19 protein-coding genes are annotated in these 24201 nt (G+C 72.2%); 11 read left to right on the top strand and 8 right to left on the bottom strand.

What is annotated here, in order from left to right; all coding sequences use genetic code 11:
• Positions 1–7: 7 nt before the first annotated feature.
• Positions 8–961 carry a sigma-70 family RNA polymerase sigma factor gene (locus ACZ6S4_RS28050; RefSeq protein ID WP_465477753.1) on the bottom strand — a complete coding sequence of 318 codons (954 nt, stop codon included), beginning with the start codon at positions 959–961 and terminating at the stop codon, positions 8–10.
• A gap of 110 nt (positions 962–1071) precedes the next feature.
• Between ACZ6S4_RS28050 and ACZ6S4_RS28055 the strand changes: the two genes are divergently transcribed.
• The 3 genes from ACZ6S4_RS28055 (at position 1072) to ACZ6S4_RS28065 (ending at position 3133) form a co-directional block, all read left to right on the top strand.
• Entirely contained in the window at positions 1072–1467 is a 396-nt protein-coding gene (locus ACZ6S4_RS28055; protein WP_465477754.1) for a hypothetical protein, read from the top strand.
• 83 nt (positions 1468–1550) lie between these two features.
• On the top strand, positions 1551–2225 hold the full coding sequence (locus tag ACZ6S4_RS28060) for a DUF6766 family protein (protein WP_465477755.1): 675 nt from the start codon (positions 1551–1553) through the stop codon (positions 2223–2225).
• A 188-nt stretch (positions 2226–2413) separates the two neighbouring features.
• Positions 2414–3133, top strand: coding sequence for a SigB/SigF/SigG family RNA polymerase sigma factor (locus tag ACZ6S4_RS28065; protein WP_465477961.1), 720 nt, complete (start codon positions 2414–2416; stop codon positions 3131–3133).
• A 48-nt stretch (positions 3134–3181) separates the two neighbouring features.
• Here ACZ6S4_RS28065 and ACZ6S4_RS28070 read toward each other — a convergent pair whose 3' ends face one another.
• The 3 genes from ACZ6S4_RS28070 to ACZ6S4_RS28080 form a co-directional block, all read right to left on the bottom strand.
• Positions 3182–3394 carry a hypothetical protein gene (locus tag ACZ6S4_RS28070; protein ID WP_465477756.1) on the bottom strand — a complete coding sequence of 71 codons (213 nt, stop codon included), beginning with the start codon at positions 3392–3394 and terminating at the stop codon, positions 3182–3184.
• Positions 3391–4353, bottom strand: coding sequence for a lysostaphin resistance A-like protein (locus ACZ6S4_RS28075; RefSeq protein WP_465477757.1), 963 nt, complete (start codon positions 4351–4353; stop codon positions 3391–3393). Before ACZ6S4_RS28075 ends, ACZ6S4_RS28070 begins: the two co-directional genes overlap by 4 nt.
• Positions 4354–4479: 126 nt before the next feature.
• Entirely contained in the window at positions 4480–6378 is a 1899-nt protein-coding gene (locus tag ACZ6S4_RS28080) for an adenylyl cyclase (protein WP_433730688.1), read from the bottom strand.
• Positions 6379–6595: 217 nt separating this feature from the next.
• Between ACZ6S4_RS28080 and ACZ6S4_RS28085 the strand changes: the two genes are divergently transcribed.
• Positions 6596–8554, top strand: coding sequence for an SGNH/GDSL hydrolase family protein (locus ACZ6S4_RS28085; RefSeq protein WP_465477758.1), 1959 nt, complete (start codon positions 6596–6598; stop codon positions 8552–8554).
• A gap of 439 nt (positions 8555–8993) precedes the next feature.
• Positions 8994–9308 carry an alpha/beta fold hydrolase gene (locus ACZ6S4_RS28090; protein WP_465477759.1) on the top strand — a complete coding sequence of 105 codons (315 nt, stop codon included), beginning with the start codon at positions 8994–8996 and terminating at the stop codon, positions 9306–9308.
• Positions 9309–9371: 63 nt separating this feature from the next.
• Here the strand turns inward: ACZ6S4_RS28090 and ACZ6S4_RS28095 are convergent, their stop codons facing one another.
• On the bottom strand, positions 9372–9761 hold the full coding sequence (locus ACZ6S4_RS28095; RefSeq protein WP_433730694.1) for a hypothetical protein: 390 nt from the start codon (positions 9759–9761) through the stop codon (positions 9372–9374).
• Between the two features lie 171 nt (positions 9762–9932).
• On the opposite strand from ACZ6S4_RS28095, the gene ACZ6S4_RS28100 reads away from it, so the two are divergent.
• A complete protein-coding gene (locus ACZ6S4_RS28100) occupies positions 9933–12731 on the top strand; it encodes an AfsR/SARP family transcriptional regulator (RefSeq protein ID WP_465477760.1) in 2799 nt (932 codons plus the stop codon).
• Between the two features lie 389 nt (positions 12732–13120).
• Here the strand turns inward: ACZ6S4_RS28100 and ACZ6S4_RS28105 are convergent, their stop codons facing one another.
• Complete coding sequence (locus tag ACZ6S4_RS28105) at positions 13121–14344, bottom strand: YncE family protein (RefSeq protein ID WP_465477962.1); 1224 nt, start codon at positions 14342–14344, stop codon at positions 13121–13123.
• A 151-nt stretch (positions 14345–14495) separates the two neighbouring features.
• On the opposite strand from ACZ6S4_RS28105, the gene ACZ6S4_RS28110 reads away from it, so the two are divergent.
• Entirely contained in the window at positions 14496–15692 is a 1197-nt protein-coding gene (locus ACZ6S4_RS28110; RefSeq protein ID WP_465477761.1) for a PucR family transcriptional regulator, read from the top strand.
• Positions 15693–15950: 258 nt separating this feature from the next.
• Positions 15951–16499, top strand: coding sequence for an RICIN domain-containing protein (locus ACZ6S4_RS28115; RefSeq protein WP_465477762.1), 549 nt, complete (start codon positions 15951–15953; stop codon positions 16497–16499).
• A gap of 69 nt (positions 16500–16568) precedes the next feature.
• Here the strand turns inward: ACZ6S4_RS28115 and ACZ6S4_RS28120 are convergent, their stop codons facing one another.
• A complete protein-coding gene (locus tag ACZ6S4_RS28120; protein WP_465477763.1) occupies positions 16569–18173 on the bottom strand; it encodes an alpha/beta hydrolase in 1605 nt (534 codons plus the stop codon).
• 267 nt (positions 18174–18440) lie between these two features.
• Between ACZ6S4_RS28120 and ACZ6S4_RS28125 the strand changes: the two genes are divergently transcribed.
• The 3 genes from ACZ6S4_RS28125 (at position 18441) to ACZ6S4_RS28135 (ending at position 21142) form a co-directional block, all read left to right on the top strand.
• Positions 18441–19514, top strand: coding sequence for an FG-GAP repeat domain-containing protein (locus ACZ6S4_RS28125; RefSeq protein WP_465477764.1), 1074 nt, complete (start codon positions 18441–18443; stop codon positions 19512–19514).
• Between the two features lie 146 nt (positions 19515–19660).
• Positions 19661–20719, top strand: a complete 1059-nt coding sequence (locus ACZ6S4_RS28130; protein ID WP_465477765.1) for a pectinesterase family protein — start codon at positions 19661–19663, stop codon at positions 20717–20719.
• Positions 20720–20776: 57 nt separating this feature from the next.
• Positions 20777–21142 (top strand): DUF7674 family protein, encoded by a 366-nt coding sequence (locus ACZ6S4_RS28135; RefSeq protein ID WP_465477766.1) that lies wholly within the window; start codon positions 20777–20779, stop codon positions 21140–21142.
• Positions 21143–21258: 116 nt separating this feature from the next.
• Here ACZ6S4_RS28135 and ACZ6S4_RS28140 read toward each other — a convergent pair whose 3' ends face one another.
• Positions 21259–24114 carry a glycoside hydrolase family 3 C-terminal domain-containing protein gene (locus ACZ6S4_RS28140; protein WP_465477767.1) on the bottom strand — a complete coding sequence of 952 codons (2856 nt, stop codon included), beginning with the start codon at positions 24112–24114 and terminating at the stop codon, positions 21259–21261.
• Between the last annotated feature and the right edge of the window lie 87 nt (positions 24115–24201).

The following is a 24201-nucleotide window of genomic DNA, read 5'->3' on the forward strand; positions in this document are numbered from 1 at the left end:
AACGTAGTCACCGCTGGTCGGGGCGCGCACCTGCATTTCCCGTACGGGTCAGGCCCAGGACCGTCAGCACCGTGGTCACGTGCGGTTGCAGACCGGTGAAGGTGACCTCCACGCCGGACAGTGAGCCGGCCATGAACGCGTCGCGCAGCACCGCGGCTCCGGCCGCGTCCACCAGTGGGACTTCGGTCAGGTCGACGACCAGTGGGCCGGGTGCGGCCAGTGAGACGGCGGCGTGCAGGCGGTGCCGCAGCCGGTCGGCGGTGTCGCGGTCGAGCTCACCGCGTACCCGGACGATCAGCGCCGCGTCGCCCTGCCGGATGTCGATCCGCAGGCTGTCCGGGCCGTGGGTGTCGTCCTGGCCCGTCCAGGGCGGCGGGACGTCGCTGAGCATGGCTGTCCGCAGCCAGGTCAGCGCCTGCTGCAGCAGGCGGGAGACCTGCATCTGGGAGATGCCCAGCTGCTCGGCGATCCGGGCCTGGCTCTGGTTGCCGTGGAAGCGCCACGCGATGATCCGCTGGATGCGGTGCGGCAGCGTGCGGACCAGTTCGGTGACCGCGAGCCGGTCCGGGAGCTCGTCCACCGTCTCGTCGGTGCCGCCGGCGAGCATGCGTACCCGGGTGCCCGGAAGTACGGCGACCGCTGCCGTGGCCGGGAAGCGGGGGTGCCGTTCGAGCTCGGCGCGGACGGTGACCACGGCGAAGGCGGTGAACGAGCCGCGCGCCGGGTCGTACTGGTCGACGGCCTTGATCAGGCCGAGCCGGGCGACCTGCTCCAGGTCGTCGAGCGGCTCGGGGCGGTCCTGGTGGCGGCGGGCCAGCCCGTCGGCCAGCGGCAGGCCGCGGCGGATCAGTTCGTCGCGCAGCGCTCGGCGCCCCGCCGGGCCGGCCCGTGTCCGGTCCTCGGCGTAGGCCTTCGCGGCCACGTCCAGGTCGCATCGATCGTCATGGTCGGAGCTGAGCATCCGGCACCGACGTTAGTGCTCACGCGGGCGACTTTCCGAGAACGCAGGGTTGAAATTCGGGGGAGTGGGGCATAGCTGCGCCTGTGCTCCGTAGTCGATCTTCGTCGGCCGTGCTGTGGCCCGTCCTGCTGGGGCTGGCCGGGCTGGTCCTGAGCGGTTGCGGTTCGGTCGATGACCGCAGCCGCGCCGCGGATGACGTGGCCGTGCGGCTGCTGGCCGCGGTCGCCGACCGCGACGGCGCGTCCGCGTGCGCGCTGCTCGCGCCGGACACCGCCGCAGAGCTGGCCGCCGACGCCGACAAGCCGTGCGCCGAGGCGGTCCTCGAGGAAGAGCTGTCCGAGCCGGGCGCGGTCACCGGCACCGACGTGTACGGCCAGTGGGCCCAGGTCCGGTTCGCCGGTGACACGGTCTTCCTGGCGGTCTTCCCCGGTGGCTGGCGGGTCGTCGCGGCCGGCTGCACCCCGCGGCCCGAGCGCCCGTACGACTGTGCGCTGAAGGGGAGCTGAGCGATGCGCTTTCTGTTCGTGCTGCTGCTCGTGGTGGTCGGCACCGGCCTGGCGTACTTCATCACGCTGGGGGTGCTGCACCGGTGAAGCGTTTCGTCCGGGAGAACTCCCTCGGCCTGGTCTTCGGGCTGCTGTTCCTCGTGGTGCTGGTCGGGCAGGCCTTCGCCGGGCACGCCGACTTCAATCAGATGCAGCTCAGCGAGGGACTGCCGGAGGCGTCGCTGGGGCGGTACCTGACCTCGGCGAGCTTCGCCACCGACGTGGCGGAGAACTGGCAGTCGGAGTATCTGCAGTTCTTCCTGTACACCTTTCTGACCGTCTGGCTGCTGCAGAAGGGCTCGCCCGAGTCCAAGTCCCTGGACGAGGCCGGCCGGGAATCGGACCGCGAGCAGAAGGTGGGCCGGTACGCCACCGACGCGTCGCCGAAGTGGGCCCGGGCCGCGGGCTGGCGCCGCACGCTGCTCTCCAACTCGCTCGGCCTGGTGATGGGTCTGATCTTCCTCGGGTCCTGGCTGGCCCAGTCGGTCGCCGGGGTGGCCGCCTACAACGAGGAGCAGCTCGGCGACCTGCAGGATCCGGTCTCCTGGGGGCAGTATGTGCGGGAGCCGGACTTCTGGAACCGGACGCTCCAGAACTGGCAGTCCGAGCTGCTGGCCGTCGCGTCGATCGCGATCCTGGCCATCTATCTGCGTCAGCGCGGCTCCCCGCAATCCAAGCCGGTGGGCGCGGCGCACACCGACACCGGCGTCGAGGGATGAGCGCGCCACCATCGGGTATTTCCCCGGCTGACCCGGTTTGGGACGCTTCGTCACCGGTAATGTCGCTTGCGGTACGGCAACTATTGCAGGGAGATCGCGTGAACACGAAGACCGCTCGGCGTGCGACTGAGGACAACCCGCTGACCAGTACGCGGACCGCCGGGAACGCCGACGACCTGCTGCGCGCGATGGCAGCGATGCCGGCGGCCCACCCGTCCCGGCCGGCCCTGCGCGAGCGGGCCATCGAGGCCTGGCTGCCGCTGGCCCGCCACCTGGCCAACCGCTACGCCGGTCGCGGCGAGCCCGCGGACGATCTGCTGCAGACCGCCACGGTCGGGCTGATCAAGGCCGTCGACAAGTTCGATCCCGGCCTCGGCACCGACTTCGCCGGATACGCCATCCCCACGGTCATCGGGGAGATCAAGCGGCACTTCCGGGACCGCACCTGGGCGATCCGGGTGCCCCGGCGCCTGCAGGAGCTGCGCCTGGCCATCACGGCCGCCAACAACAGCCTCACCCACACGCTGGGCCGGTCGCCCACGGTGGCCGACATCGCCGAGCACCTGGAGATCACCGAGGAAGAGGTGCTGGAGGGCCTCGAGGGCGCGCGGGCGTACAACGCCACGTCGCTGTCGACCCCGGTGGGCACCGACGGGACGACCGAGCTGGGGGAGACCCTCGGCGGCGAGGACAACGAGTACGCGCTGACCGAGGCCCGGCTCGCGCTCGGCCCGGCCCTGGCCTCGCTCGACGAGCGGGAGCGCCGGATCCTGACGCTGCGCTTCTACGGCAACCTCACCCAGACCGAGATCGCCGAGCAGGTCGGCATCTCGCAGATGCACGTCTCCCGCCTGATCAGCCGGGCACTGGCCAAGCTGCGCGGCAAGCTCGGCGACGACACCATCTGACCCGGCGGCGCGCGATCGGCCGCCCGGCCGATCGCGCGCTTGCAAGGGTCACGACCGGCGGCGGTACGCCCGGCGCAGCAGCAGACGCACCGCCGCGTAGCAGCCGAAGCCGAGCACGACGACTCCGAGCTGCCCGTACCAGCGGGCCAGCGGCCCGTCGATGATCAGCTGGGCCCAGCGCAGTCCCCGCAGCACCATGAGCAGACTGAACGGCACCAGCGCCGCGCCGATCCACCAGCGACTGCCCTCGTGCTCGCTCATGACTCACGACCGAGACTGACGAGCGGGCGCTCCACGACCGGCACCGGGGCGGCGACCGGGTGAGCGTAGAAGGTGGCGACGCCCCGGCGGCGGGCCAGCAGCACGATCACCGCGGCGTACGCGAGCAGCACCGGCACGTCGATCACCGCGAGCTGCCACGGCATGTCCGCCGCGGTCTCGTCGGCGTAGAGCGAGCCGTACGCCGCGCTCAGCACACCGGCGATCAGGTTGTTCATCACGTGCAGGGCGATCGCGGCCTCCAGCCCGCCGGTCCGTACGGTCAGCCACCCGGCCACGACACCGAACAGGATGAGGTCGGCGAAGCCCCACGGGGTGCCCCAGCCGTGCAGCGCCGCGAACACCACCGCCTGCACCGCGACCGGCACCCACGGCCCGCGGCAGATCGAGCCGACCGCCTGCAGCAGCCAGCCCCGGGTCAGGTACTCCTCGGCGGCCGCCTGCAGCGGCACCACCGCCACCAGCACCAGGCTGCCCGCGATGAACGGCCCCCAGCCGGCCAGGCCGTCGCCGAGCCCGGCGTCCTCGCCGGTCGCCGCGGCCAGCGCGATCCCCCCGCCGAGCAGCACCGCGACGGCGGCGGCAGCGACCGGCAGGCAGGTCAGCAGCCAGCGCAGCCGCAGCCGTCCGGTCACCGACGACAGGGTGCCGGCCGGGCGCCGCTGCACCCACCGGGCGGCCGCGAAGATCGGCGGCAGCAGCGCGGCGATCAGCAGGAACTCCCACGCCAGGTCGGCGAGCGGGCCGAACGACGGCATGCCGTCGGCGTTCTCCGGCCGGCCGGACAGGGCCGCGGCCACCGAGGTCAGCCCGAGGCCCAGCAGGATCAGCACGATGGTGCCGGCGAGCACGAGGGCGGTGCCGGCGACGGGGCGCCACCAGCGGTGGGCGACGGTCCGTCCGAGACGGTGGTACGGGATCAGCGGCGCGATGGTCGACATGGGAAGAAGTCTCGCGAAACCAGGCGTCCGGCGGATCTGGCCGCAGCCGGATTCCCGCCTCCACCGCTGGATATAGAGAGGGCCGGACCCGTGGTGCGGATCCGGCCCTCGAGGTGGTGCGAGTTGCTATGACGCGGGGTAGTCCGTCACGTAGACCGGCACGCCGATCTTGGTGGTGTCCGCCGCAGCGCCCTCGCCGTTGACCACGTGGTCGATGATGCCGGCGCTGAGGTTGACCGTCATGATGTGGTGCAGCTTGACGCCCGGGCGCTTCGGCACCTCGAAGCCGTTCTCGGTGTGGATCGCCGGGTTGTTCTGGTTGAAGACGTACACGCCGGCCCCGTACAGCTTGTGGTTGCGGACCTTGGCACCGACCTTGTAGCCGGCGTAGCCCAGCGTGCCGTCCCGCTGCGTCCAGTCCGCCTGCGTCGGCGGGTCGTACGGCAGCTCGTTCTGGTAGAGCACGGTCGTGCCGTTCTCGCCGTTCCAGATGGTGTTGTACTGCTGGAAGTGCTCGACGAACAGGCCGGTGGCCGTCACGTTGTCACCGTTGATGACGGCCCCGTTGCGGCCGATGTTGGTACGCCAGCGCTGGGTGTCACCGTTGACGCCCTCGGTGAAGCCCTCGACGCCGTGGTCACCGCGCCAGACCCAGGTGTGGTCGATGAGCACGTTGTCGCTGTTGACCTCGAGAGCCACGTCGACCTTGCCGATGTGCGGGCCGCCGACGCGGAAGTACACGTCGGACAGCGTGGTCGGGTTGCTCGCCGAGCTGAGGCCGATGCCGTTCTTGTTGCCGACCTTGAGCAGGTTCTTCGACTCCTTGGTGCCGGCGTCGATGGTCACACCAGCGACCACCACACCGGGCACATCCGCGACCGTCAGCGGCGTGGCGCCGTTGACCGCGGTCAGGGTGGCGTGACCGATGCCGAGCACCACCTGGTTGGGACGCCACACCTTGATGCTCTGCGCGACGTTGTAGACGCCCGGGGTGAGCAGCAGGTTCTTGCCCAGGGCCAGGTTGGCGTTGATCAGCCAGACCGGGTCGGAGGGCTTGGCCACGAAGAAGTCACGCAGCGCGATGGTCCGGCCGGGGGTGAGACCGGCGGACCAGGACGTGCCGCTGGTGTTGCGCTGGGCAGCGGGCACCCGGACGCTGTAGCGGCCGTCCGCGTCGGTGAACAGGTACGGCTTCTCCCGGCTCAGCGGGGTCTTCTCCAGCGTCGTGTACGGCGGGTTCGGGAACGCCGTCTCCGCCGGCGCACCCTGCACGCCGGAGAAAACCTGGTTCCAGACACCGTTGGACCAGCTCGTCACCTTGCTGTTCCGGGTGAGCCACTGCTGCTGCGAGCCGTTCACCACGTCGGGGAAGTTCGAGTCGGCGATGAAGCCACCACTGGCGTACTGCGGGCCGGCGGTGCAGTAGTCCATCAGCGAGAAGGTGCCGCCGCTGACGTTGAGCCGGCGCAGCGACACCGCCTGCGACACGGCCCAGAAGTTCGCCGTCGCGCGGCAACCGTCCTGGCCCTTGCCGTTGACGTTGATGGACAGGTTGGACAGCGTCCGCCAGAAGTTGACCAGCGCCAGGCAGTTGCTGGTGCCACCACCCTCCAGGCAGCGGTTGTACACCTCCACCTTGCCGTTGATCACGACGTCGGCCGGGGACGCGCCCAGGCCGGAGATCTCGGTGTAGTAGCCGACCTTGATCTGCAGCGGCTTGTCCGCCGTGCCGTACGTGCCGGGCTTGAAGAGGAAGGCGTACCGCTGGGTGCCCATCTCGTTGTCGACCTGCTGGGCGTAGGTGGCGTCCAGCGTGGCCTGGATCTGCTCGACCGGCGTCGCCGGGTCGAAAACGGTGACGTTGGTCCCCAGATTCGGCGCGGAGTTGCCCGGCCGTGCCGGTGCGGCCGAGGCGGCCGAACCGGTCAGCGTGCCGGTCGCCGTGACGGCGAGAACGAGGGCCAGGGCCCCGGCGAGGTGCCGGCGCCCGATGAGACGGCCACCGCCGGTGGGGCGTGTCGTCATGCGGAAAGGTCCTTTCGTAACAGGGTCGCAATGAAGCTGATCACAGCAAGCGATAGACGGGCCCAACTGTCAAGAGAGCGCTCTCGGTGGGGATGCCGCAATCCCGTCGGCATCCGGACAACTCGCCGGAGTTCCGGAACCGGTGGCGGCCGAACGGGCCATCTGGACGGACTGCGCGTACCGGTATCTCCGGGACGCCCACGCGCCTCTGCTTGGCATGACGGGAATCGACTACGCGGCGGTACGGCGTACCTGTGTGTTCGCCGTGGCCCTGATCCTGCTGTTGTTCTTCGCGCGGTCGGGGGCGTCGTCGCTGACCATCCAGGTGTGGTTCACGCTGTTCGTGATCGCGGCCACGCTCTGGGTCCGCGGCCAGTACATGGACAGCCTCGACGACCGGCAGTGGCTGATCTCCCGGCGCGCCGGGGCGGTCCTGCTGGTGCTGGCGGTCGCGCTGGTCGCCTCGTACGAGTTCCGGCCGCGCGCCGGTGCCGCCCTCGCCGGTGTCCTGCTGGCGTACTTCGTGGCCGGCTCGGCCATCACCTGGCTGCGGCAGGGACTGCGCTCCGACCGGATCCGGCGCACCCTCGCGCTCACCCTGACCACCGCCGGGGCCGGCTGCGCCCTGCTGGGCATCGTGCTGCTCGGCCGCGGCTCCGGCACGGCCGGCGTGATCCTGGAGTACGTGCTGCTGGGCGCGGCCCTGCTGGTGCTGTTGCCGCTCGGCGTGGCGCTGCTCTCCGAGGTCGTCATCCGCTGGATGTGCGGGCTGTCCGGACCGCGGCCGCTGCGCCTGTGGCTGGGGCTCGCCGGTGCGGCGCTTTTCGTCGTCTCCACCGTCCTGCTCTACGCGCTGACCCGTTCGCCGTGGCTGCTCGGTGCCGTCATCGTGCTGGCGCTGCTGGTGATCGCGGTGGTGTCCAGCACCCAGGCCGACATCGCGTTCGTGATGAGCGTGATCGCGCTGCTGGGTGTCACACCGCTGCCCGCCGACGTACCGCCCGACCTGGTGCCGGACCGCACCGCCCGGTCGCTGCTGGTCGCGTTCGGCGACTCCTACATGTCCGGTGAGGGCGCGTCCACGTACTACGAGGGCACGGACGTCGGCGGCGGCAACCAGTGCCGCCGCTCGCCGACCGCCTGGGCCGCCATGGCCGGCCAGCAGCGCCCGTTCGACCAGGTCGAGTTCCTCGCCTGCTCGGGCGCACGCACCTGGAACGTCGAGTCCGCGGTGGCTCCGCCGACCCGCCCCGGCGTGCCGCCGCCGGAGCCACAGGCCGGCGAGCAGCGCACCCAGCTCGACGCCTACCTGCACGACTACGGCGACGGGTTCACCCCGGCGATGGTGGTCGCCGGGGTCGGCGGCAACGACGCGGGCTTCTCCACGATCGGGCTGATGTGCCTGGCCCCCGGCACCTGCAGCAGCCAGGGCAGGCTCTGGACCGGTGCGCTCGAGCAGGTCCGCCAGAACCTGCGCGACACCTACCAGCAGCTCGACCAGGTCTTCCCGGACACCCCGGTGGTCACCGTCGGCTACCCGGACCCGATCGACCTCACCGGCCGCTGCGACGACCTGGCGCTGGCGCCCCGCGAACGCCGCTTCCTGCACGAGTTCGTGACCGGCGGCCTCAACCGGGTGATCGCCCAGACGTCCGCGGAGTTCGGCTTCCACTACCTGGCGGCGATGGAGTCCTCGCTGCGGGTCGCCAACCTCCAGCTGTGCGACGAGCAGAACGAGGGCCGCCCCGGCCTCAACTTCATCGGCGTCCGGTCCGTCGGCGGTGTCGCGGAACAGCGCTTCCACCCCAAGAACTTCTCGCACAGCAGCCTGCACCCGAACGAGCGCGGCCACGCGGCGATGCTGCGCACCTTCCAGACCTGGCTGCCCGACCTGTCGACCCTGCCCGCCCGGGGCCCGATCACGAAGGCGACGGCCGACGCCCGGGACGCGGGCCTGCGTACGGTCTCGACCGGCCAGGCCGAGCCGCAGTGTGACGTGCTCAGCGCCAGCACCGACGGCTGCCGGACCCAGGGGATGCAGTGGGCCAAGGGCCGGGTCCGGATGCTGCTGCTCACCCAGGGCTGGCTGGGCCTGCTGCCGCTGGCCGGCATCTGGCTCGCGGCGGTCGCCTTCTTCGGCCACCAGCGCCGCCGCCTCGCCGACCAGCGCGAATGACCGGTGCTGGACGCGCCACCGGCCGCCGGACACACTGTCGTGATGCCGACCGTCCACAAGAACCCTCGTGGCCAGGAGGCGGTCCGGCAGTGGTGTACCCAGGCCCTGGCACAGGCCGGCTTCCCGCTCAGCACCACGACCGTGGACACCAGCGCCGGCGAGGTGGCGCTCACCTCGGCCGGCACCGGACGTACGCGGGTCGTCCTGGTGCCCGGGACCGGCTTCAACGCCGCGGTGGCGCTGCCGTGGTTGCGGGCACTGTCCGACCGCTGGGCGACCACGGTCGTGGACCTGCCGGGCCAGCCCGGGCTCAGCGACCCGCGCCGGCCGCGCCGGGCCGGGCCGGCCTGGTACGGCCGGGCGCTGGACGAGGTTCTGGCCGCCATGGACGCCGAGGACGTCGTGGTGGCGGGCAACCCGCGTCGCGCACACCCGCGGCATGCTGCGGTTGTTCGTCGCTCCCGGTGCGGAGCCGCCCGCGACCGAGGTGGAGTGGATGGCGCTCATGGCCTCCTCGTGCCGGACGACGCTGGCGCCCGCCCCGCTGCCGGCCCAGCTGCTGGCCCGGCGCGCCGAGCGGCCGTGTGTCGTCTCGGTGGGCGTTCATGACCGGCTCCTGCCGCCCCGCCGGCTGATCCCGGCGGTGCGCCGCACGATGGGTCTCGACGTGCGGGTTCTCCCCGGCGCCGGGCATCTGACGACCGCGGACCACCTCGACGAGATGGTGGCGGTGGTGGCCGAGGTCACCGGCTGAGACCGCCGGTGCGCGACGTCCCGACGGGGCCGCCGCGCACCGGAGCTCGGTCGAGCCGGCCGGTCAGGCCTTGACGACCTGGAACGAGATCTCGTAGTCGGCGTTCGGCAGGTGGAACTCGCCGCGCTGCGGGCCGTGGCCGGCCTGGCCACCGATGGCGGTGACGACGCCGAGCTGGTCGTCCGAGCCGGCGTCCACCTCCACCAGGGCGATGTGGGCGACCGACGTGAAGACCGTGGAGCGCGGGCGCAGGTCCACGGTCTCGCCCTTGCCGATGTCACCGGGGCCGTAGATGGAGACGCCGTTGACGAACAGCTGCGGCTCGTCCCGTCCGGTGGTGTCCTGCTTGCGCTTGCAGGTCAGCGAGGTCAGCTGCAGCCGGTACCGCCCCGCGGTGCTGGTCAGGGTGGATGCCGTGCTCGCGGCGGTGCTGTTTCCCGCGTTGCCCTTCATGTGTCCTCCTGGTGGGTGGGGGCCGGCACCTGCTGCCTGCCCTCGCTTACCAAGGTGGGCCGGGCCCGTTGGGCGACTGTTGGATTTCCGTTGAACCGCAGGTCCGTTGGACGACAGCGGTCACGCCCCGGGCGGCGGAGACTGAGCGGGACGGAGGAGGAGCCGATCACAGTGCCAGCGGACTTCCGGTTGCTCGGCGAGATCGACGTGTCCGTCGGTGGCCGGCCGGTCGACATCGGCCACACCAAGCAACGGTATGTGCTGGCCGCGCTCGCCGTCGAGGCCGGCCGGTGCGTCCCGGCCGACACCCTGATCGAGCGGGTGTGGGGAGCCGACCCGCCGCGCCGGGCCCGGGACACCACCCGGGCCTACCTGTGCAAGCTCCGGCAGGCCCTCGAGCCCTGGGACGCGATGATCATCCGGCAGGCGGCGGGCTACCTGCTCGCCGTCGATCCGGTGTCGGTCGACGTGCACCGGTTCCGGCATCTCGTCGCGACGGCCCGCTGCGGTGCGGAGGCGACGGCCCAGGAGGCGTACGCCGCGGCGCTGCGGTTGTGGCGCGGTCAGCCACTCGGCCCGCTCGACACACCCTGGGCGGCGCAGGTGCGCGCGGAGCTGGCCCGCGAACGGCAGGCCGCCGAGCGGGACCACATCGACCTGCTGCTGGCCGGCGGCGGGCACGCGGAGCTGCTCGCCCCGCTCAGCGCGCAGGCGGCGGCCGACCCGTTCGACGAGCGGCTGGCCGGCCAGCTCATCCTGGCCCTGTACCGCAGTGACCGGCGGGCCGATGCCCTGGCGCACTACGACCGGGTACGCCGGCAGCTCGCCGACGAGCTCGGCATCGACCCGGGCCCGTCCCTGCAGCGGCTGCACGGGCGGATCCTGCGCACCGACACGTCGCTGGGAGCGCCCAGGACCGGCGTGATCCGGCAACGATCGACGCCTCAGCAGCTGCCGTCGCTCCCGGCGGCCTTCACCGGTCGTTCGGTCATGCTGTCGCGGCTGGACACCGTGCTGCTGCCCGGGGAGACCGGGCGGGCGGGCCGCGTGGCGGTGGTCCACGGACCGGGCGGCGTGGGCAAGACGTGGCTCGCGCTGCGCTGGGCCCACGACAACGCCCATCGCTTCCCGGACGGCCAGCTCTATGTGAACCTGCGCGGTTTTGATCCCGGCCGGGACCCGCTGACCTCCGAGGCCGCGGTGCGGGGCCTGCTGTACGGGCTGGGCGTCACCGCGGCAGCCGTGCCCCCGGACCCGGACAGCCAGGTCGCCCTCTACCGCAGCCTGGTGGCCGGGCGCCGGATACTGCTGGTGCTGGACAACGCCCGTACGTCGGCCCAGGTCGAGCCGTTGCTGCCCGGCGCGGCGAGCTGCGCGGCCCTGATCACCGGCCGTACCGGGCTCGCCGACCTGGTGGCGGGGCACAGTGCTCGTCCCGTACCGCTGGGGGTGATCGACGACGCGGAGTCGGCGCAGGTCCTCGCCGGTCATCTCGGCGCTGCCCGGCTTGCCGGGGAGCCCGGCGCAGCCGCCGAGCTGATCCACCTCTGCGCCGGCCTGCCGCTGGCGCTCGGGATCGTGGCGGGCCGGGCGGCGCTCGCCCCCGAGCTGCCGCTGGCCGCGCTGGCCGACGACCTGCGGGAGTCGTCGGCCCGGCTGGACGGGCTCGACACCGGCGATCTGCGGGGCAACCTGCGGGCCGTGCTCGCTGCCTCGGTCGCGGCGGTACGGCCCGAGGCGGCCGAGTTGTTCGGCCGGCTCGGTGCCGCCCCGGGCCCGGACATCGCGCTGGCCGCTGTGCGCAGCCTGATCGGGCTGACCCGCGCGGAGCTCATGCCGTCGCTGCGGGAGCTGATCGACGCGCACCTGGTGCAGGAGCACCAGCCGGGCCGGTACCGCATGCACGATCTCGTCCGTCTCTACGCCGTGGAGTCCGGCGGCGATCCGGCGCCGGTCCGCGACCGGATGCTCGACTACTACGCCCGCACCGCCCTGGCCGCGGACCGGGCGCTCGACCCGACCCGCGACCAGCCCGACCATGCCGGGGCCGGCAGACCGGTCGCCGGGGCGGTCCGGGTGGTGACCGACCCGCTCGACGCGGTGGTCTGGTTCGAGCACGAGCACCAGGTGCTGCTGTCCTGCGTCGCGCAGGCGGCCGAGTGCGGAGCCGATCCGCAGGTCCTGGCGCTGGTCTGGGGCATGACCACGTATCTGGAACGGCGCGGGCGGTGGCACGACCGGGCGGCGCTCCAGCAGACTGCGGTCCTCGCCGCGGTCCGGCTGGGTGACCCGGGTGCCGAGGCGGACGCACGCCGGGGGCTGGCCATGGCGCACATCTGGCTCAACGCCTACGACCGGGCGGCCGCGGAGCTGGCCACCGCCCGCGAGCTGTTCCACGCGGCCGGCGATCCGATCGGCCTGGCGGCGGCGCACCGCACGACGGCCAGGATGCTGGGCCGGCAGGACAGGCACGCGGACGCCCTCGTGCACGACGAGCACGCCCTGACGCTGTTCCGGGCCGGGCACCACCTCGTCGGGCAGGCCACCGTCCTCAACGCCATCGGCTGGCACCACGCCCATCTCGGCCGTCCGGATGCGGCGATCGAGAACTGCCGGCAGGCCCTGGCCATCCACGAGCAGCTCGGCAACAGCTTCGGCCGGGCGCTCACCTGGGACACCCTCGGCATGGCGCACCACGTGCGGGCGGACCACGGTGACGCGCTGACCTATTTCCGGCACGCGGTGGCGGCGTTCCGGTCCTGCGGCGACCGTTACCAGGAGGCCGACACCCTGCGCCGGATCGGCGCCGTCCTGCTGGAGACCGGAGCGGTCCAGGACGGTTGCGCCGCCTGGCGCCGGGCGGCGGTGATCCTCGGCGAGCTCGGGCACCCCGACGCCGACGTGGTCCGCCGGCAACTCGGCGAGATCACCCTCGCGCCCGTGCCGGCGGGTGCCCTCAGCGCCTCGTGAAGACCGGTCCCAGCTTGTCGACCTCCGCCCCGGCCCGTCCCGTGGAAGCGGGCCCGCGAGCGCGGTCCAGGTCACACAGTCCGCGGTGGTCGGGCCGCCGTTGACGGTCGCGCCGAGGTTCGTGGTCAGGCCGGCCGAGAAGATCCGGGTACGGCCGTCGCGCACGCCCCGGCACACGTCGCCGAGGCCACGTACTCGCCAGCGGTCAGGGTCAGCGACGGGACGGTGCACCCGGGCCGCTGTGCCCCGGCATCGTGCCGTCGGCCAGGGTCAGGCTGTAGACGTCGACGAAAACGCCGTCCGCCGGCCGGGTCCGCGAGGGCGGGCCCGGCCGGGACGACAACGACTGCGGAGGCGGCGACGAGACAGCTCAACAGCAGGCGCACGGGTCAGCGCGCCACGGGGCTGGTCCAGCCGGTGGCCACGTGGCCGATCCGGACCCGCTGCGGGCGGTCGCCGACGGCCACCGTCGCCACCCGCTTGCCGGTGGCGAAACTGATCGCCGAGACCTGGTCCGCGCCGGACTCCGAGATCACGCAGTCCCGGCCGTCACCGCTCACCGTGGCCCAGTACGGCTTGCTCGCCGGGACCAAGCTCGCCTCCTGCAGCGAACCGCGGTCGACGACGGTCACGTAGTCGTCCATGGTCCCGGCCACGCAGAGCTTGCTGCCGTCCGGGCTCATGGCCAGGCCGTGGTGCCGGGAGTCGTTGACGAAGGTGGTGCGGTCGTCGCTGGTGGCCGGGTTCTTCGGCAGCGTCTTCACCCGGGTCACCTTGTCGGTGGCGACGTCGTACTCGACGAACCCGTCGAAGTACGAGACCTGGAAGTACAGCTTCGCGCCGTCCGGGCTGAACACGGCGGGCCGGATCGCGTTGGACAGGTCCTTGCGGCCGAAGGCGTCCAGCCGGGCGCGCATGTCGATCGTGCGTACCGTCCGGAAGGTCGTGGTGTCCACGACCGTGATCCGCCGGTTGCCCTTGGTCCAGTCCCAGCCGGGGTCGTCGAGGTCGGTGTTGACCTCACCGATGGACATGTTCCACAGGTAGCGCCCGCCGTCGGTGTAGACGTTCTCGTGCGGCTTGTCCCCGGTGGCGAACGAGCCCAGTTGCCGGCCGGTGGCGATGTCGAGCACGTGCACCGTGTTCGAGGTGGACGCCGAGACCGCGACCTGGGTGCCGTCCGGGGAGACCGCCATGTGGTCGGCGCGGAAGCCGGAGACCGGGAACCGCCACTTCGGCAGCCCGGTGCGCAGGTCGATCGAGATCACGTCAGCCAGGCTGGGCCGGGAGGCGACCAGCGCGGTGCCGTCCGGGGTGGTGTACATGTCGTCGATGAGCTGGTCGTGACCCTCGCCGGGACCGGAGCGGATGCCGAGGAAGTAGGCCAGCTTGATCGGGTTGAGGTAGATGTCCCAGAGCCGGACGTCCAGATCCGGGATCACACTGATTCCGCCGAGCTTGGTGTAGCCGCCACCGGGGCGGATGACGTCGACCGTGCCGGCCCAGTTGTTGCCGACGAACATCACCTCCTGCAGACCCGCGGGTGGTGCGGCCGCGGCGGGCAGCGGAGCGGTGGCGAACAGGGTGGCGGCAAGGGCGGTTGACGCGAACATTTTTCGGGACACGGGACTCTCCTGGACGCGGGGAGTGATGTTACTTTGCGGTAACGAACAGGAAACAGCGGATCGCCGTCCGTCGATAGGCGCCGGGGACCAACGTCCGGACCCGTCGTTGTGCGGCAGCCACAACCGCCCGGGAGCAGCCATGGCACCGACAGCGCGCGGCGACGTGTTCGTCAAGGTGTTGTGGGCCATGGCCGCCGACGAGGACATCGTGGACGACCTGGTCCGGGCGGCCCGGGCGGAGGCGCCGGAGGTCGCGCGGCTGCCCGCGGCGGAGACCCGCCGGCACGTCGCGCTGCTGTTCACCGCCGGGCTGGCGTCCTTCGCGCGGGCCGGCGATCCCAGCGCGAGTGACTTCGCCGAGGCGGCCCGGCTCGGTGCCGACCGGGCGGCGCAGGGCATCTCGATCGGTGGCCTGCTCTGCGCCGTGCAGGCGGGACGCAACCGGGCCCTGGAGATCGCCGTGCAGCGGGCCCGCGACGCCGCCATCCCCGACGGGGTCCTGCTCGAGGTCCTGCTCGACCTGGACCGCTACCTCGGGATCATGGAACGGCACGTGATCGCCGGTCACCGGGCCGCGGAGCAGGCGCTGGCCGGCACGCGGCTGGAGACCGGTGACCGGGTCCTGCGCGCTCTGCTGCTCGGCGACGAGCCGGCGCCGTCACCGGCCGAGCTGCTCCGGGCCGGGCTGCGCACCGACGGCCGCTACCACTGCCTGGTCGGCGAGGTGACCGATCCGGGCCGGCTGCGGGCGGTGGGCCGCCGGCTGGCGGCGGGCGGGGGTGTCGCCGGTACGGTGCGGGGCCGGCTCGCCGTGCTCACGACGCGGATGCCGGCGGGGGACGCCCTCGATCCGGGCGTGCTGATGGTCGCGGCCCCCGCGTGGCCGTTGCCGGGCATCCGCGCGGTGTTCGACCTCTGCCTGGCCGCCCTGCCGATCGCCGCCCGCTCCGGGCGGCCCGGCCCGCATCTGCTCGTCGAGCACGCCGGCGACCTCGCCCTGAGTGCCCAGCCGGTTCTCGCCGGCCTGGTCACCTCGGCCGTGCTGGGCGAACTGCGGGCCGGGGGCGACTTCCACCGCGAGCTGGTGTCGACCGCCATGGCTTATCTGGACCACGGTCAGCGGCTGGACCACACGGCCGCGGCGTTGCACGTGCACCCGAACACGGTCCGGTACCGGCTGCGCCGGCTGCACGAGCTCACCGGGGTGCCGCTGGTGCCGGGCGAGCCGGGGGAGGGGCTGACCGTGCTGGCTACCGTGGGCCTGTGGTGGGCGCTGCGGACCTGGCGCGAGTCGCCGGCCGGCCCCGGGCCGGCATGCAGAGACTTCGATTCTTGACGATGCGTTGCGGCCGCGCGTACGCCGCCGTCCGGGACACCGTCACCTTCCTTCGCCGTGTGACTGCGCCGTCCGGGCGGACTGCCGGCCGGAATGGTCGCGGCGCCGCTGCGGCCAGCCTGGACGAATGCGCGACGGCGGTGGGCCGCCGCGACGCGATGGGCGATTCGGGCGGATATCCCCGATCGGAACGGGTGCTCCGGATACCTTCTTGTCGGCTGTGGAATGAATGGTGAAGTTTTATGTGAAAGGTGCGTCATGTCTGTTCGCCGCCGTATTCTCTCCGCCGGTTCCCGGGCGCTGGCCGCCGCGACGCTGACTGCCGCGGCCATGGCGGCCACGGCGCTGGTGCCGGCGAGCCCGGCTCAGGCGGCACCCGCGATCCCGTTCCTCACCGGCTTCCAGCTGTTCAACGTGCACAGCGGAAAATGCCTCGCGCCCGCCGCGAACGACGCCGTCGTGCAGAGCGCCTGCCGCGAGGAGAGCGCGCACCTGTGGCGGATGCGGCTCGTGTCGCTGACCGGCCTGTTCCAGGTGCAGAACGTCCGCAGTGGCCGGTGCCTGAGTGCCGCCGGCGGCGACGGACGCGCGGTGCAGCACCGGTGCGACGACGGCCTGGCCCGCAGCTGGCGCCTGTGGGACGCGAAGGGTGAAGGCTTCTACATCCGCAGCGCCATCAGCGCCCGGTGCCTGACCGTCGCCGGCGGCGGCCGGGCCGAGAACGCCGCCGCGGTGCTGTCGTCCTGTGGCCCCGCCCGCTCCCGGCGCTGGGACGCGCGCCTGCTGGGCAGCACGGAGCGGGCATGAGAAGGGGGCGCGGGCCACACCGGCCCGCGCCCCCTCGTCAGCACTTCGTCAGCCTTCGGCAGCCCTTCGTCAGCGCAGGACGCTGAGGTCCGGCAGCACGCGGTTGGAGCCGCCGCCGGACGCGGACGCGCTCTTGGCCGCCGCGGCCGTCGGGTCCGGCTGCGGCAGCGGGTCGCACTGCTTGTCGGAACGGTTGCCGCGCACCCGGGCCGGCAGCGTGCCGTCGGACAGGTACGCCGCGATCGCGTTGTCGGTGCAGGCGATGCCGTTGAGCGAGCCGGAGTGCGTGGTGCCCCCGACGCCCTCGATCAGCACCGACCTCGGGAAGCGCTTGCGGACCTCGAGGCTGCCCGCGTACGGGGTCGCCGCGTCGTTCGTCTCGCTGATCAGCAGGATCGGCGGCGCCTTCTTGCCGTTGACGTTCACCGGCGTGCCGACGTCACCCTTCCAGAACACGCAGGGCGCGTTGAACCAGGCGTTGCTCCACGTCAGGAACGGGTGCTGAGAGTAGATCCGCCAGTTGTCGCGCTGCCACTTGCTCCAGTTCTTCGGCCACTGCACGTCGGTGCACTGGGTGGCCAGGTACATGGCGTAGCCGTTGTCGGTGCCCGGCCCCTGCGGGTAGCCACCGTCGTACAGCGCCTTGGCCGGGGCGTAGTCGCCGTCGTTGACGTACGCCGCGAACGCCTCGGCGATGGTCGTCCAGTCGAAGATGTAGTACGCCGCCGAAGTGAAGATGTCGGTCCACTCGTCCGGGCCGATGACCCCGCCGGCCGGTGCCTTGCGCAGCTGCTGCAGCGTCGCGTAGTACTTCTTCTTCACCGCGCCGGCGGTCGTGCCCAGGTGGTAGACCGAGTCGTACTTGGCGACCCAGGCGAAGTACGTGTTGATGTTCTTGTCGAACGCCACGTCCTGCGCCAGGTTCGCCTTGTACCAGACGTCGCGGGGGTCGACGTTGCCGTCGAGGACCATCCGGCGGACCCGCTCCGGGTGCAGCGTGCTGTACACCTGGCCGAGGTACGTGCCGTACGAGAAGCCGTAGAAGTTGAGCTGCTTCGCGCCCAGCGCCTTTCGGATGCTCTCCATGTCGGCGATCGTGTCCGTGGTCTTGACGTGATCGAGCAGCTCGCCGCCGGCCTTGGCGCAGGCCTGCGCGTACTGCTTCGAGCGGGCCAGCCACTGCTTCTCCAGCGAGCGGGTGACCGGCACGTAGTACGGCCGGTTGTACTGGGTGGTCAGGTTGCCGTCGCAGGACAGGGACGGCTCGCTGGAGCCGACGCCGCGCGGGTCGAAACCGATCCAGTCGTACTCACTGCCCACGTTGTCCGGTACGTACTCGCCGAGCACCGACAGGGTCAGCCCGGATCCGCCGGGGCCACCCGGGTTGGTCAGCATGATGCCCTGGTAGTCCGCCGCCGGTGATTTGTGCAGGATGCGGGAGACGGCCAATTTGATCTTGGTGCCGCGCGGGCGCCGGTAGTCCAGCGGCACCGTGAGCATGCCGCACTGCGCGCCGCGGCGCTGCAGCCCGGGACTTTCGCACGTGCCCCACGCGATCGGCGCGGGTGTGTAACCGGATTCGCCACGCGCGGGCGTCGCCTGCGCGGGCGCCGACGCCACCGCGCCACCGGCCGCCAGGCCGATGACGACAGCGGCCGTCAGGAGTCTTCTCATGTCGTGCCTCTCGTCCGACGTGCTCGGCGGGGCGTGCCGATCGGATCGCGATCGAGACGTATGAGCCGGGCGAACGAGAGCCTAGGCCCGATCGGGCCGGGCCGCGAGACCGGGAAGGCGGAAAGCGTACACCTTGGCCCGGCAGTTCGTGGCCTTTGCCCGAGCTGGACGGGAAGCGGACTGAATGGCGGCATGAGCCGCTTTTGAAGCTAGTTTTTCTGCGGCAGCATCACCCATCCAGGCAGTTCCGTCAGAACGGGGAGAACCATGCACATCAACCGGCGTCTATTGGCGCTCGCCGCGGTCACCGCCATCACCATGACCGCGCAGATCCCGGCCTTTCCGGCAGCCGCGGCGCCGCCCGCCGGCGGCGGCTTCAGCGGCGTGGCCGGCGATTTCAACGGCGACGGCCGCGACGACATCGTCACCTTCACCCGCGGCCCGGCCGCCGACGTCTACGTGGCGTTGTCGACGGGATCGGCGTTCTCCGGCACGGGCGTGAAATGGCACGACTTCTTCGCGGTGGGCACCGAGACGCCATTGGTGGGCGATTTCAACGGCGATGGCAAGGACGACATCGCGACGTTCACCCGGGGCGCGGCGGCGGATGTGTATGTCGCATTGTCGACCGGCTCGTCGTTCTCGGGTACGGGCGTGAAATGGCATGACTTTTTCGCGGTGGGCTCGGAGACGCCGGCTGTCGGTGACTTCAACGGCGATGGCAAGGACGACATCGCGACGTTCACCCGGGGAACGGCGGCGGATGTGTATGTCGCATTGTCGACCGGCTCGTCGTTCTCGGGTACGGGCGTGAAATGGCATGACTTTTTCGCGGTCGGTTCGGAGACGCCGGCGGTCGGTGACTTCAACGGTGACGGCAAGGACGACATCGTCACGTTCACCCGGGGCGCGGCCGCCGACGTGTACGTGGCGTTGTCGACCGGCTCGTCGTTCTCCGGTACGGGCTGGAAGTGGCACGACCTCTTCGCCGTGGGCTCCGAGCTGCCCTCGGTCGGCGACTTCAACCGCGACGGCCGGGACGACATCGTGACCTTCACCCGAGGCGCGGCGGCCGACGTCTACGTCGCGCTCTCCCGCGGCTCGTCGTTCGGCGGCACCGGCGTTCGCTGGCACAGCTTCTTCGCCGTCGGCACCGAGATCCCCGGCACGGGCGACTTCACCGGCGACGGCCGCGACGACATCGTGACCTTCACCCGGGGGCCGGCGGCCGACGTCTACGTCGCCCGCTCCACCGGCCGCACCTTCACCGGTACGGGCGTGAAGTGGCACGACTTCTTCGCCGTGGGCGCCGAGATCCCGCAGCCGGGCATCCTGTGGTGAGCCTTCCCGTCCAGTAGCGGGCAGGGCCGGGCCAGGTGTCTCCTGGTCCGGCTCTCGCCCGTCCCAGGCATTGACGGACGTGGCTGCGGCTTCTACGGTCGGCCGGAAAGCGCTTACCTAGAGCGCTCCTCCCGGCAGGAGTCAGCATGGATCGCCGCACCCTGATCAGGCTCGCCGCCACCTCCGGCGCGGCGATCGCCGCCGGTTCGGTCGCCGGCGGGCACCCCGCCCAGGCCCGCCCGGGCCCGCGGAGCACTGTGGCCGCGGACGGCAGCGGTGACTTCACCACGATCCAGGCGGCGGTGGACGCCGTGCCGGCGGGCAACGCCACCCGCTTCACCATCGACATCGCCCCGGGCACCTACCACGGCCAGGTGATCATCCCCGCCGACCGGCCGAACATCCTGCTGCGCGGCCGCGGCCGGCGCCCGGAACAGGTGGTCATCACCGACGATCGGGCCAACGGCACACCGCGCCCCGAGGGCGGCACCTGGGGCACCTCGGGCAGCGCCTCGGTCACGGTGGACGGAGCCGGCTTCACCGCCCGCAACCTCACCTTCTCGAACTCCTTCGACGAGGCCGCCCACCCGGAGATCACCGGCCGCCAGGCGGTGGCCGTCCTGACCCGGGCCGACCGCCTCGAGTTCGACAACGTCCGCTTCCTCGGCAACCAGGACACGCTCTACGTGAACAGCCCGGCCGCCGACGTGCCCGCCCGGATCTACCTGCGACGCTGCTACGTCGAGGGCGACGTGGACTTCATCTTCGGCCGCGGGACGGCCGCCTTCGACCGGTGCCGGATCCACTCGCTGGACCGCGGCTCGGCCACCAACAACGGCTACGTGACCGCGCCGAGCACGAGCGTGGCCAACCCGTACGGGCTGCTCTTCGCGGCCTGCACGTTCACCTCCGACGCCCCGCCGGCCAGTGTCTACCTGGGCCGGCCGTGGCACCCGAGCCAGGACCCGAACGCCATCGGCCAGACCGTCATCCGCGACTCCTGGCTGGGCGCGCACATCGGCGCGACGCCGTGGAGCGACTTCGGCACCTGGCCGTGGCGCGACGCCCGCTTCGCCGAGTACCACAACCGCGGCCCGGGTGCGCTGATCACGCCGGACCGCCCGCAGCTGACCCGCGCGGAGGCAGCCGGCCTGACCATCACGGCGTTCCTCGCCGGCACCGACGGCTGGTCCCCGCACTGCTGACCGGCACCGGCGGATCGGCGACCATCACGCCGGCGCCGAAACGGGGGGATGGCGGCTGTGACAACGGTCGAGGAGTTCATCGAGGCCCTGGTGACGAGATTTCCGGCGTTCCGGCCGTGGTACGAGGAGCACCTGCGGGACCTCGGTGAGCTGCTGCCGCACGTGGTCTTCGGCATCGGTGAGGGGCTCACCGATCAGATCGTGGACGCCTACCGGCACGGCGAGGACGCCGCCCTGGACTGGCGCGGCGTGCTGGAGTTCCTCGACGCCCACTTCGACCGCGGCGACCGGACGATCGACGAGGTGCTGGTGACAAGCTTTCTGCTGGGACTGCCCGGGCCGCACCGGCCGGGTCACGAGCTGATCGGGGAGCTGCCCGAACGCCTGCGCGAGAGGTTCGACCTCATCCGTCCCTCAGGCTGAGCAACCTCAGGTCAGCCTCCTCAGCCTCAGGTGAGGATCCTCTCGTTCACGCCAGCGCGGCCCGGCCGGCGGCGCGCCCACCTCGGGGCTTCCCGCGGCGGCCGCACCCCCGGAGCTCACCCCACCGGACTGAACCGCACCCCGCTCAACCGGGCCCCGGCGCTCGGGAAGACGAGATAGAGGTCGCGCCGCCCGGTCGCCCCGGCCAGCGGCGCGGCCACCTCGATCCAGTCGTGCCGGCCGGCCGTCGCGGGCACGTCCAGCACGGCCGCGACCGGCCCGGACAGCGGTTCGTCGAGCCGCACCTCGATCCGGGCGCCCGGGCCGGCCGCAGCCGTCGCCGCGGTGATCCGGTGCCCGCCCGTGCCGAAGTCGACGCGGTCGAAAGCCAGCCAAGCGCCGTCCCGCACGGCCACCACCGCGTCGCCGCGCTGCGGGCCCTCGTCGGTCAAGGCCGTGCCGAACTCCCCATCGCGGTTCGCCGCCCGCAGCGCGTCGCCGCCGGCCCGCCGGTCGGGCAGGACCTCGCCGTGCACGGTCAGCGTCGCAGTCGCGGTGATGTCGGTGCAGGACCGGCCTGCGAGTATCGAGTGCCGGGCCGCCTCGACGACCGGCCGTTCCCCGACCACGTCGTAGAACGCCAGGTCGTCCACCCGCAGCGGCATCGTCACCGTGGCGCGCTCGCCGGGCGCCAGCCGGACCCGCCGGAAGCCCCGCAACTGCCGCAGCGGCTGCTTGTCCCGGGACCGGCGTTGCCGGGTGTAGAACTGCACGACCTCGGTGCCCGGCCGATCGCCCACGTTGACGACGTCGACGCTGATTTCCACCTGCTCACCCGGAGCCGCCTGCTCGGCGCTCAATCGCAGGTCGTGGTGCTCGAAACGGGTGTAGCCCAGGCCGTGCCCGAACGGGTACAGCGGCCGGCCCCGGAAGTACAGGTACGTCGCGTCGCTGCCGATGATGTCGTAGTCGAGCAGGTCCGGCAGTTCGTCGGCGCCGCGGTACCAGGTCTGCGGCAGCCGGCCGGTCGGCTCCACCGGCTCACCGTCGGGCGTCTCGCCGAGCAGTACGTCGGCCAGCGCGGCCCCGAACTCCTGACCGCCGTGCGCCGACCACACCAGCGCCGGCAGGTGCTCCTGGGCCCAGCCCACCGCGTACGGGTAACTGCTCGTCAGCACCAGCACGGTCCGCGGGTTGGCCGCCCGTACGGCCCGCAGCAACGCCTCCTGCCGCGGCGGCAGCGCCAGGTCGACCCGGTCCTCCGTCTCGCGTCCGGCCACCATCGGATGGTTGCCCAGCAGCACCAGAGCCACGTCCGCGTCCCGGGCCAGCGCCGCGGCCGCCGCCACCCCGTCCTCGGCGAGCTCCAGCGTAAAGGCGGTGGCTGTGTCCTCGGTGGCGGCGTCCGCGCGCAGCACGCCGTCGGGGCCGGTCACGACGTACCGGTTGCTCGCCAGGTGCCGCAGCACCACCGCGTCCCGGTGCCGGATCGGCTCGAAGGTCTCCCGGACCACCCACTCGCCTGGTTCCGGTCGGTCGTTGACCAGCACGCCGTTCTCGTCGGCGCGCACGTACCGCCGGTTGGCGGCGGCGCGCAGCGTGATGGTGCCGCCGCCCCAGTCGAGGAGGTCGAAGCCGGCCGCCAGGCCCGTGGTCGTCTCACCGACCCGCAGCGGGGCGCCGTCAGGACCGTCGCCCGCGAGCACCGTCCCGTTGGCGGTCCGCAGCCGGACCCGGTCGACGCCCTCCGCGGTCCGCACGTTCTGCTCGCCGAGGCGCTCGGCCAGGCCGGCGCAAGGCGTCACCGCGTACGGCAGAGTGCCGCTGTACCAGTCCGCCAGCACGGTGTCGGCCAGCGGCCCGAGCACCGCGACCGTCTCGTCCGAAGCCAGTGGCAGCACCGCGTCACTGTTCTTGAGCAGCACGACACTGCTCCGGGCCGCCTGCCGGGCCAGCCGCTGATGCTCGACACAGTTGACCACTTCGGCGGTCGTGGCCGCGTACGGGTTGGGCCCCTCCGGGTCGAACTCGCCCAGCCGGAACCGGATCGCCAGGATGTGCCCGGCCGCCGCGTCCACGTCAGAGCCGGTGAGCAGGCCTCGCTCCAGCGCCTCGTGCAGCCGTTGCCGGGTCGCCGAGGCGTCCTCGGTGAAGCAGTCGACCCCGGCACGCAGCGCGGCGGCGAACGCGGCCGCGTGGTCGCTCAGATAGCCCTGCTCACCGGCCAGGTTGCTGCACGCGTACGCGTCACCCACGACCAGCACGTCATCGGCGGTCCAGGTGCGCAGCTCGTCGGCCAGCAACGGGCTCAGGTGCGTCGGCCGCCCGTTGACCAGGTTGTACGACGCCATGACGGCGACCGCCGCGCCGGTGGCGATGGGCTCGCGGAAGGCCGGCAGCTCGTACTCGTGCAGCACGCGCGGAGGCAGGTCGCTCGACGTGAGGTGCCGCTCGGTCTCGTTGTTGTAGCCCAGGAAATGCTTGAGCGTCGGCGCGGTCCGCAGGTAGCGCGGGTCGTCGCCGCGCAGTCCCCGGGCGTACGCGCCGCCCAGCACGCCGGTGAGCCACGGGTCCTCGGCGTACCCCTCCTCGTTGCGGCCCCAGCGCGGGTCCCGCAGCGGGTTGACCACCGGGGCCCAGACGTTGAGGCCCACGCCCGCCGGGTCCTTGTGGTGCAGGCCGCGCACCTCGTCGCCGACCGCCGCGCCCACCCGGCGCACCAGCTCCGGGTCCCAGCTGCTGCCCAGCCCGACGGACTGTGGGAACACGGTGGCCTCGCCGAGCCAGGCGACCCCGTGCAGGGCCTCGGTCCCGGTGCGGAACGGTCCGACCCCGAGGCGCGGGACCGGGGCCTGGTGCTGGTGCAGCAGCGCCACCTTCTCCGGCAGGGTCAGCCGGCTGAGCAGGTCGGTGACCCGGTCGGCCAGCGGCCGCCCCGGGTCCTGAAACGTGCCGCGGACCGAATCGGTCATGGCTGAGCCTCTTTCGCCATGCCCTCGTGGCCCTCGCCTGCGGGGCCGCGGCGCGGTGCGGCTGGTTGCCGCTCGGTGCAGTCGGTA

Source organism: Actinoplanes sp. NPDC051405 (genome assembly GCF_055586185.1).

What these genes read in the sequence shown, in the direction of transcription:
- ACZ6S4_RS28075 (WP_465477757.1), bottom strand. Translation starts at nt 4,353, where the DNA reads ATGTCGACCATCGCGCCGCTGATCCCGTACCACCGTCTCGGACGGACC.
- ACZ6S4_RS28065 (WP_465477961.1), top strand. Translation starts at nt 2,414, where the DNA reads ATGGCAGCGATGCCGGCGGCCCACCCGTCCCGGCCGGCCCTGCGCGAG.
- ACZ6S4_RS28140 (WP_465477767.1), bottom strand. Translation starts at nt 24,114, where the DNA reads ATGACCGATTCGGTCCGCGGCACGTTTCAGGACCCGGGGCGGCCGCTG.
- ACZ6S4_RS28110 (WP_465477761.1), top strand. Translation starts at nt 14,496, where the DNA reads ATGGCACCGACAGCGCGCGGCGACGTGTTCGTCAAGGTGTTGTGGGCC.
- ACZ6S4_RS28085 (WP_465477758.1), top strand. Translation starts at nt 6,596, where the DNA reads ATGACGGGAATCGACTACGCGGCGGTACGGCGTACCTGTGTGTTCGCC.
- ACZ6S4_RS28130 (WP_465477765.1), top strand. Translation starts at nt 19,661, where the DNA reads ATGGATCGCCGCACCCTGATCAGGCTCGCCGCCACCTCCGGCGCGGCG.
- ACZ6S4_RS28090 (WP_465477759.1), top strand. Translation starts at nt 8,994, where the DNA reads ATGCTGCGGTTGTTCGTCGCTCCCGGTGCGGAGCCGCCCGCGACCGAG.
- ACZ6S4_RS28070 (WP_465477756.1), bottom strand. Translation starts at nt 3,394, where the DNA reads ATGAGCGAGCACGAGGGCAGTCGCTGGTGGATCGGCGCGGCGCTGGTG.
- ACZ6S4_RS28115 (WP_465477762.1), top strand. Translation starts at nt 15,951, where the DNA reads ATGTCTGTTCGCCGCCGTATTCTCTCCGCCGGTTCCCGGGCGCTGGCC.
- ACZ6S4_RS28050 (WP_465477753.1), bottom strand. Translation starts at nt 961, where the DNA reads ATGCTCAGCTCCGACCATGACGATCGATGCGACCTGGACGTGGCCGCG.
- ACZ6S4_RS28120 (WP_465477763.1), bottom strand. Translation starts at nt 18,173, where the DNA reads ATGAGAAGACTCCTGACGGCCGCTGTCGTCATCGGCCTGGCGGCCGGT.
- ACZ6S4_RS28125 (WP_465477764.1), top strand. Translation starts at nt 18,441, where the DNA reads ATGCACATCAACCGGCGTCTATTGGCGCTCGCCGCGGTCACCGCCATC.
- ACZ6S4_RS28095 (WP_433730694.1), bottom strand. Translation starts at nt 9,761, where the DNA reads ATGAAGGGCAACGCGGGAAACAGCACCGCCGCGAGCACGGCATCCACC.
- ACZ6S4_RS28080 (WP_433730688.1), bottom strand. Translation starts at nt 6,378, where the DNA reads ATGACGACACGCCCCACCGGCGGTGGCCGTCTCATCGGGCGCCGGCAC.
- ACZ6S4_RS28105 (WP_465477962.1), bottom strand. Translation starts at nt 14,344, where the DNA reads ATGTTCGCGTCAACCGCCCTTGCCGCCACCCTGTTCGCCACCGCTCCG.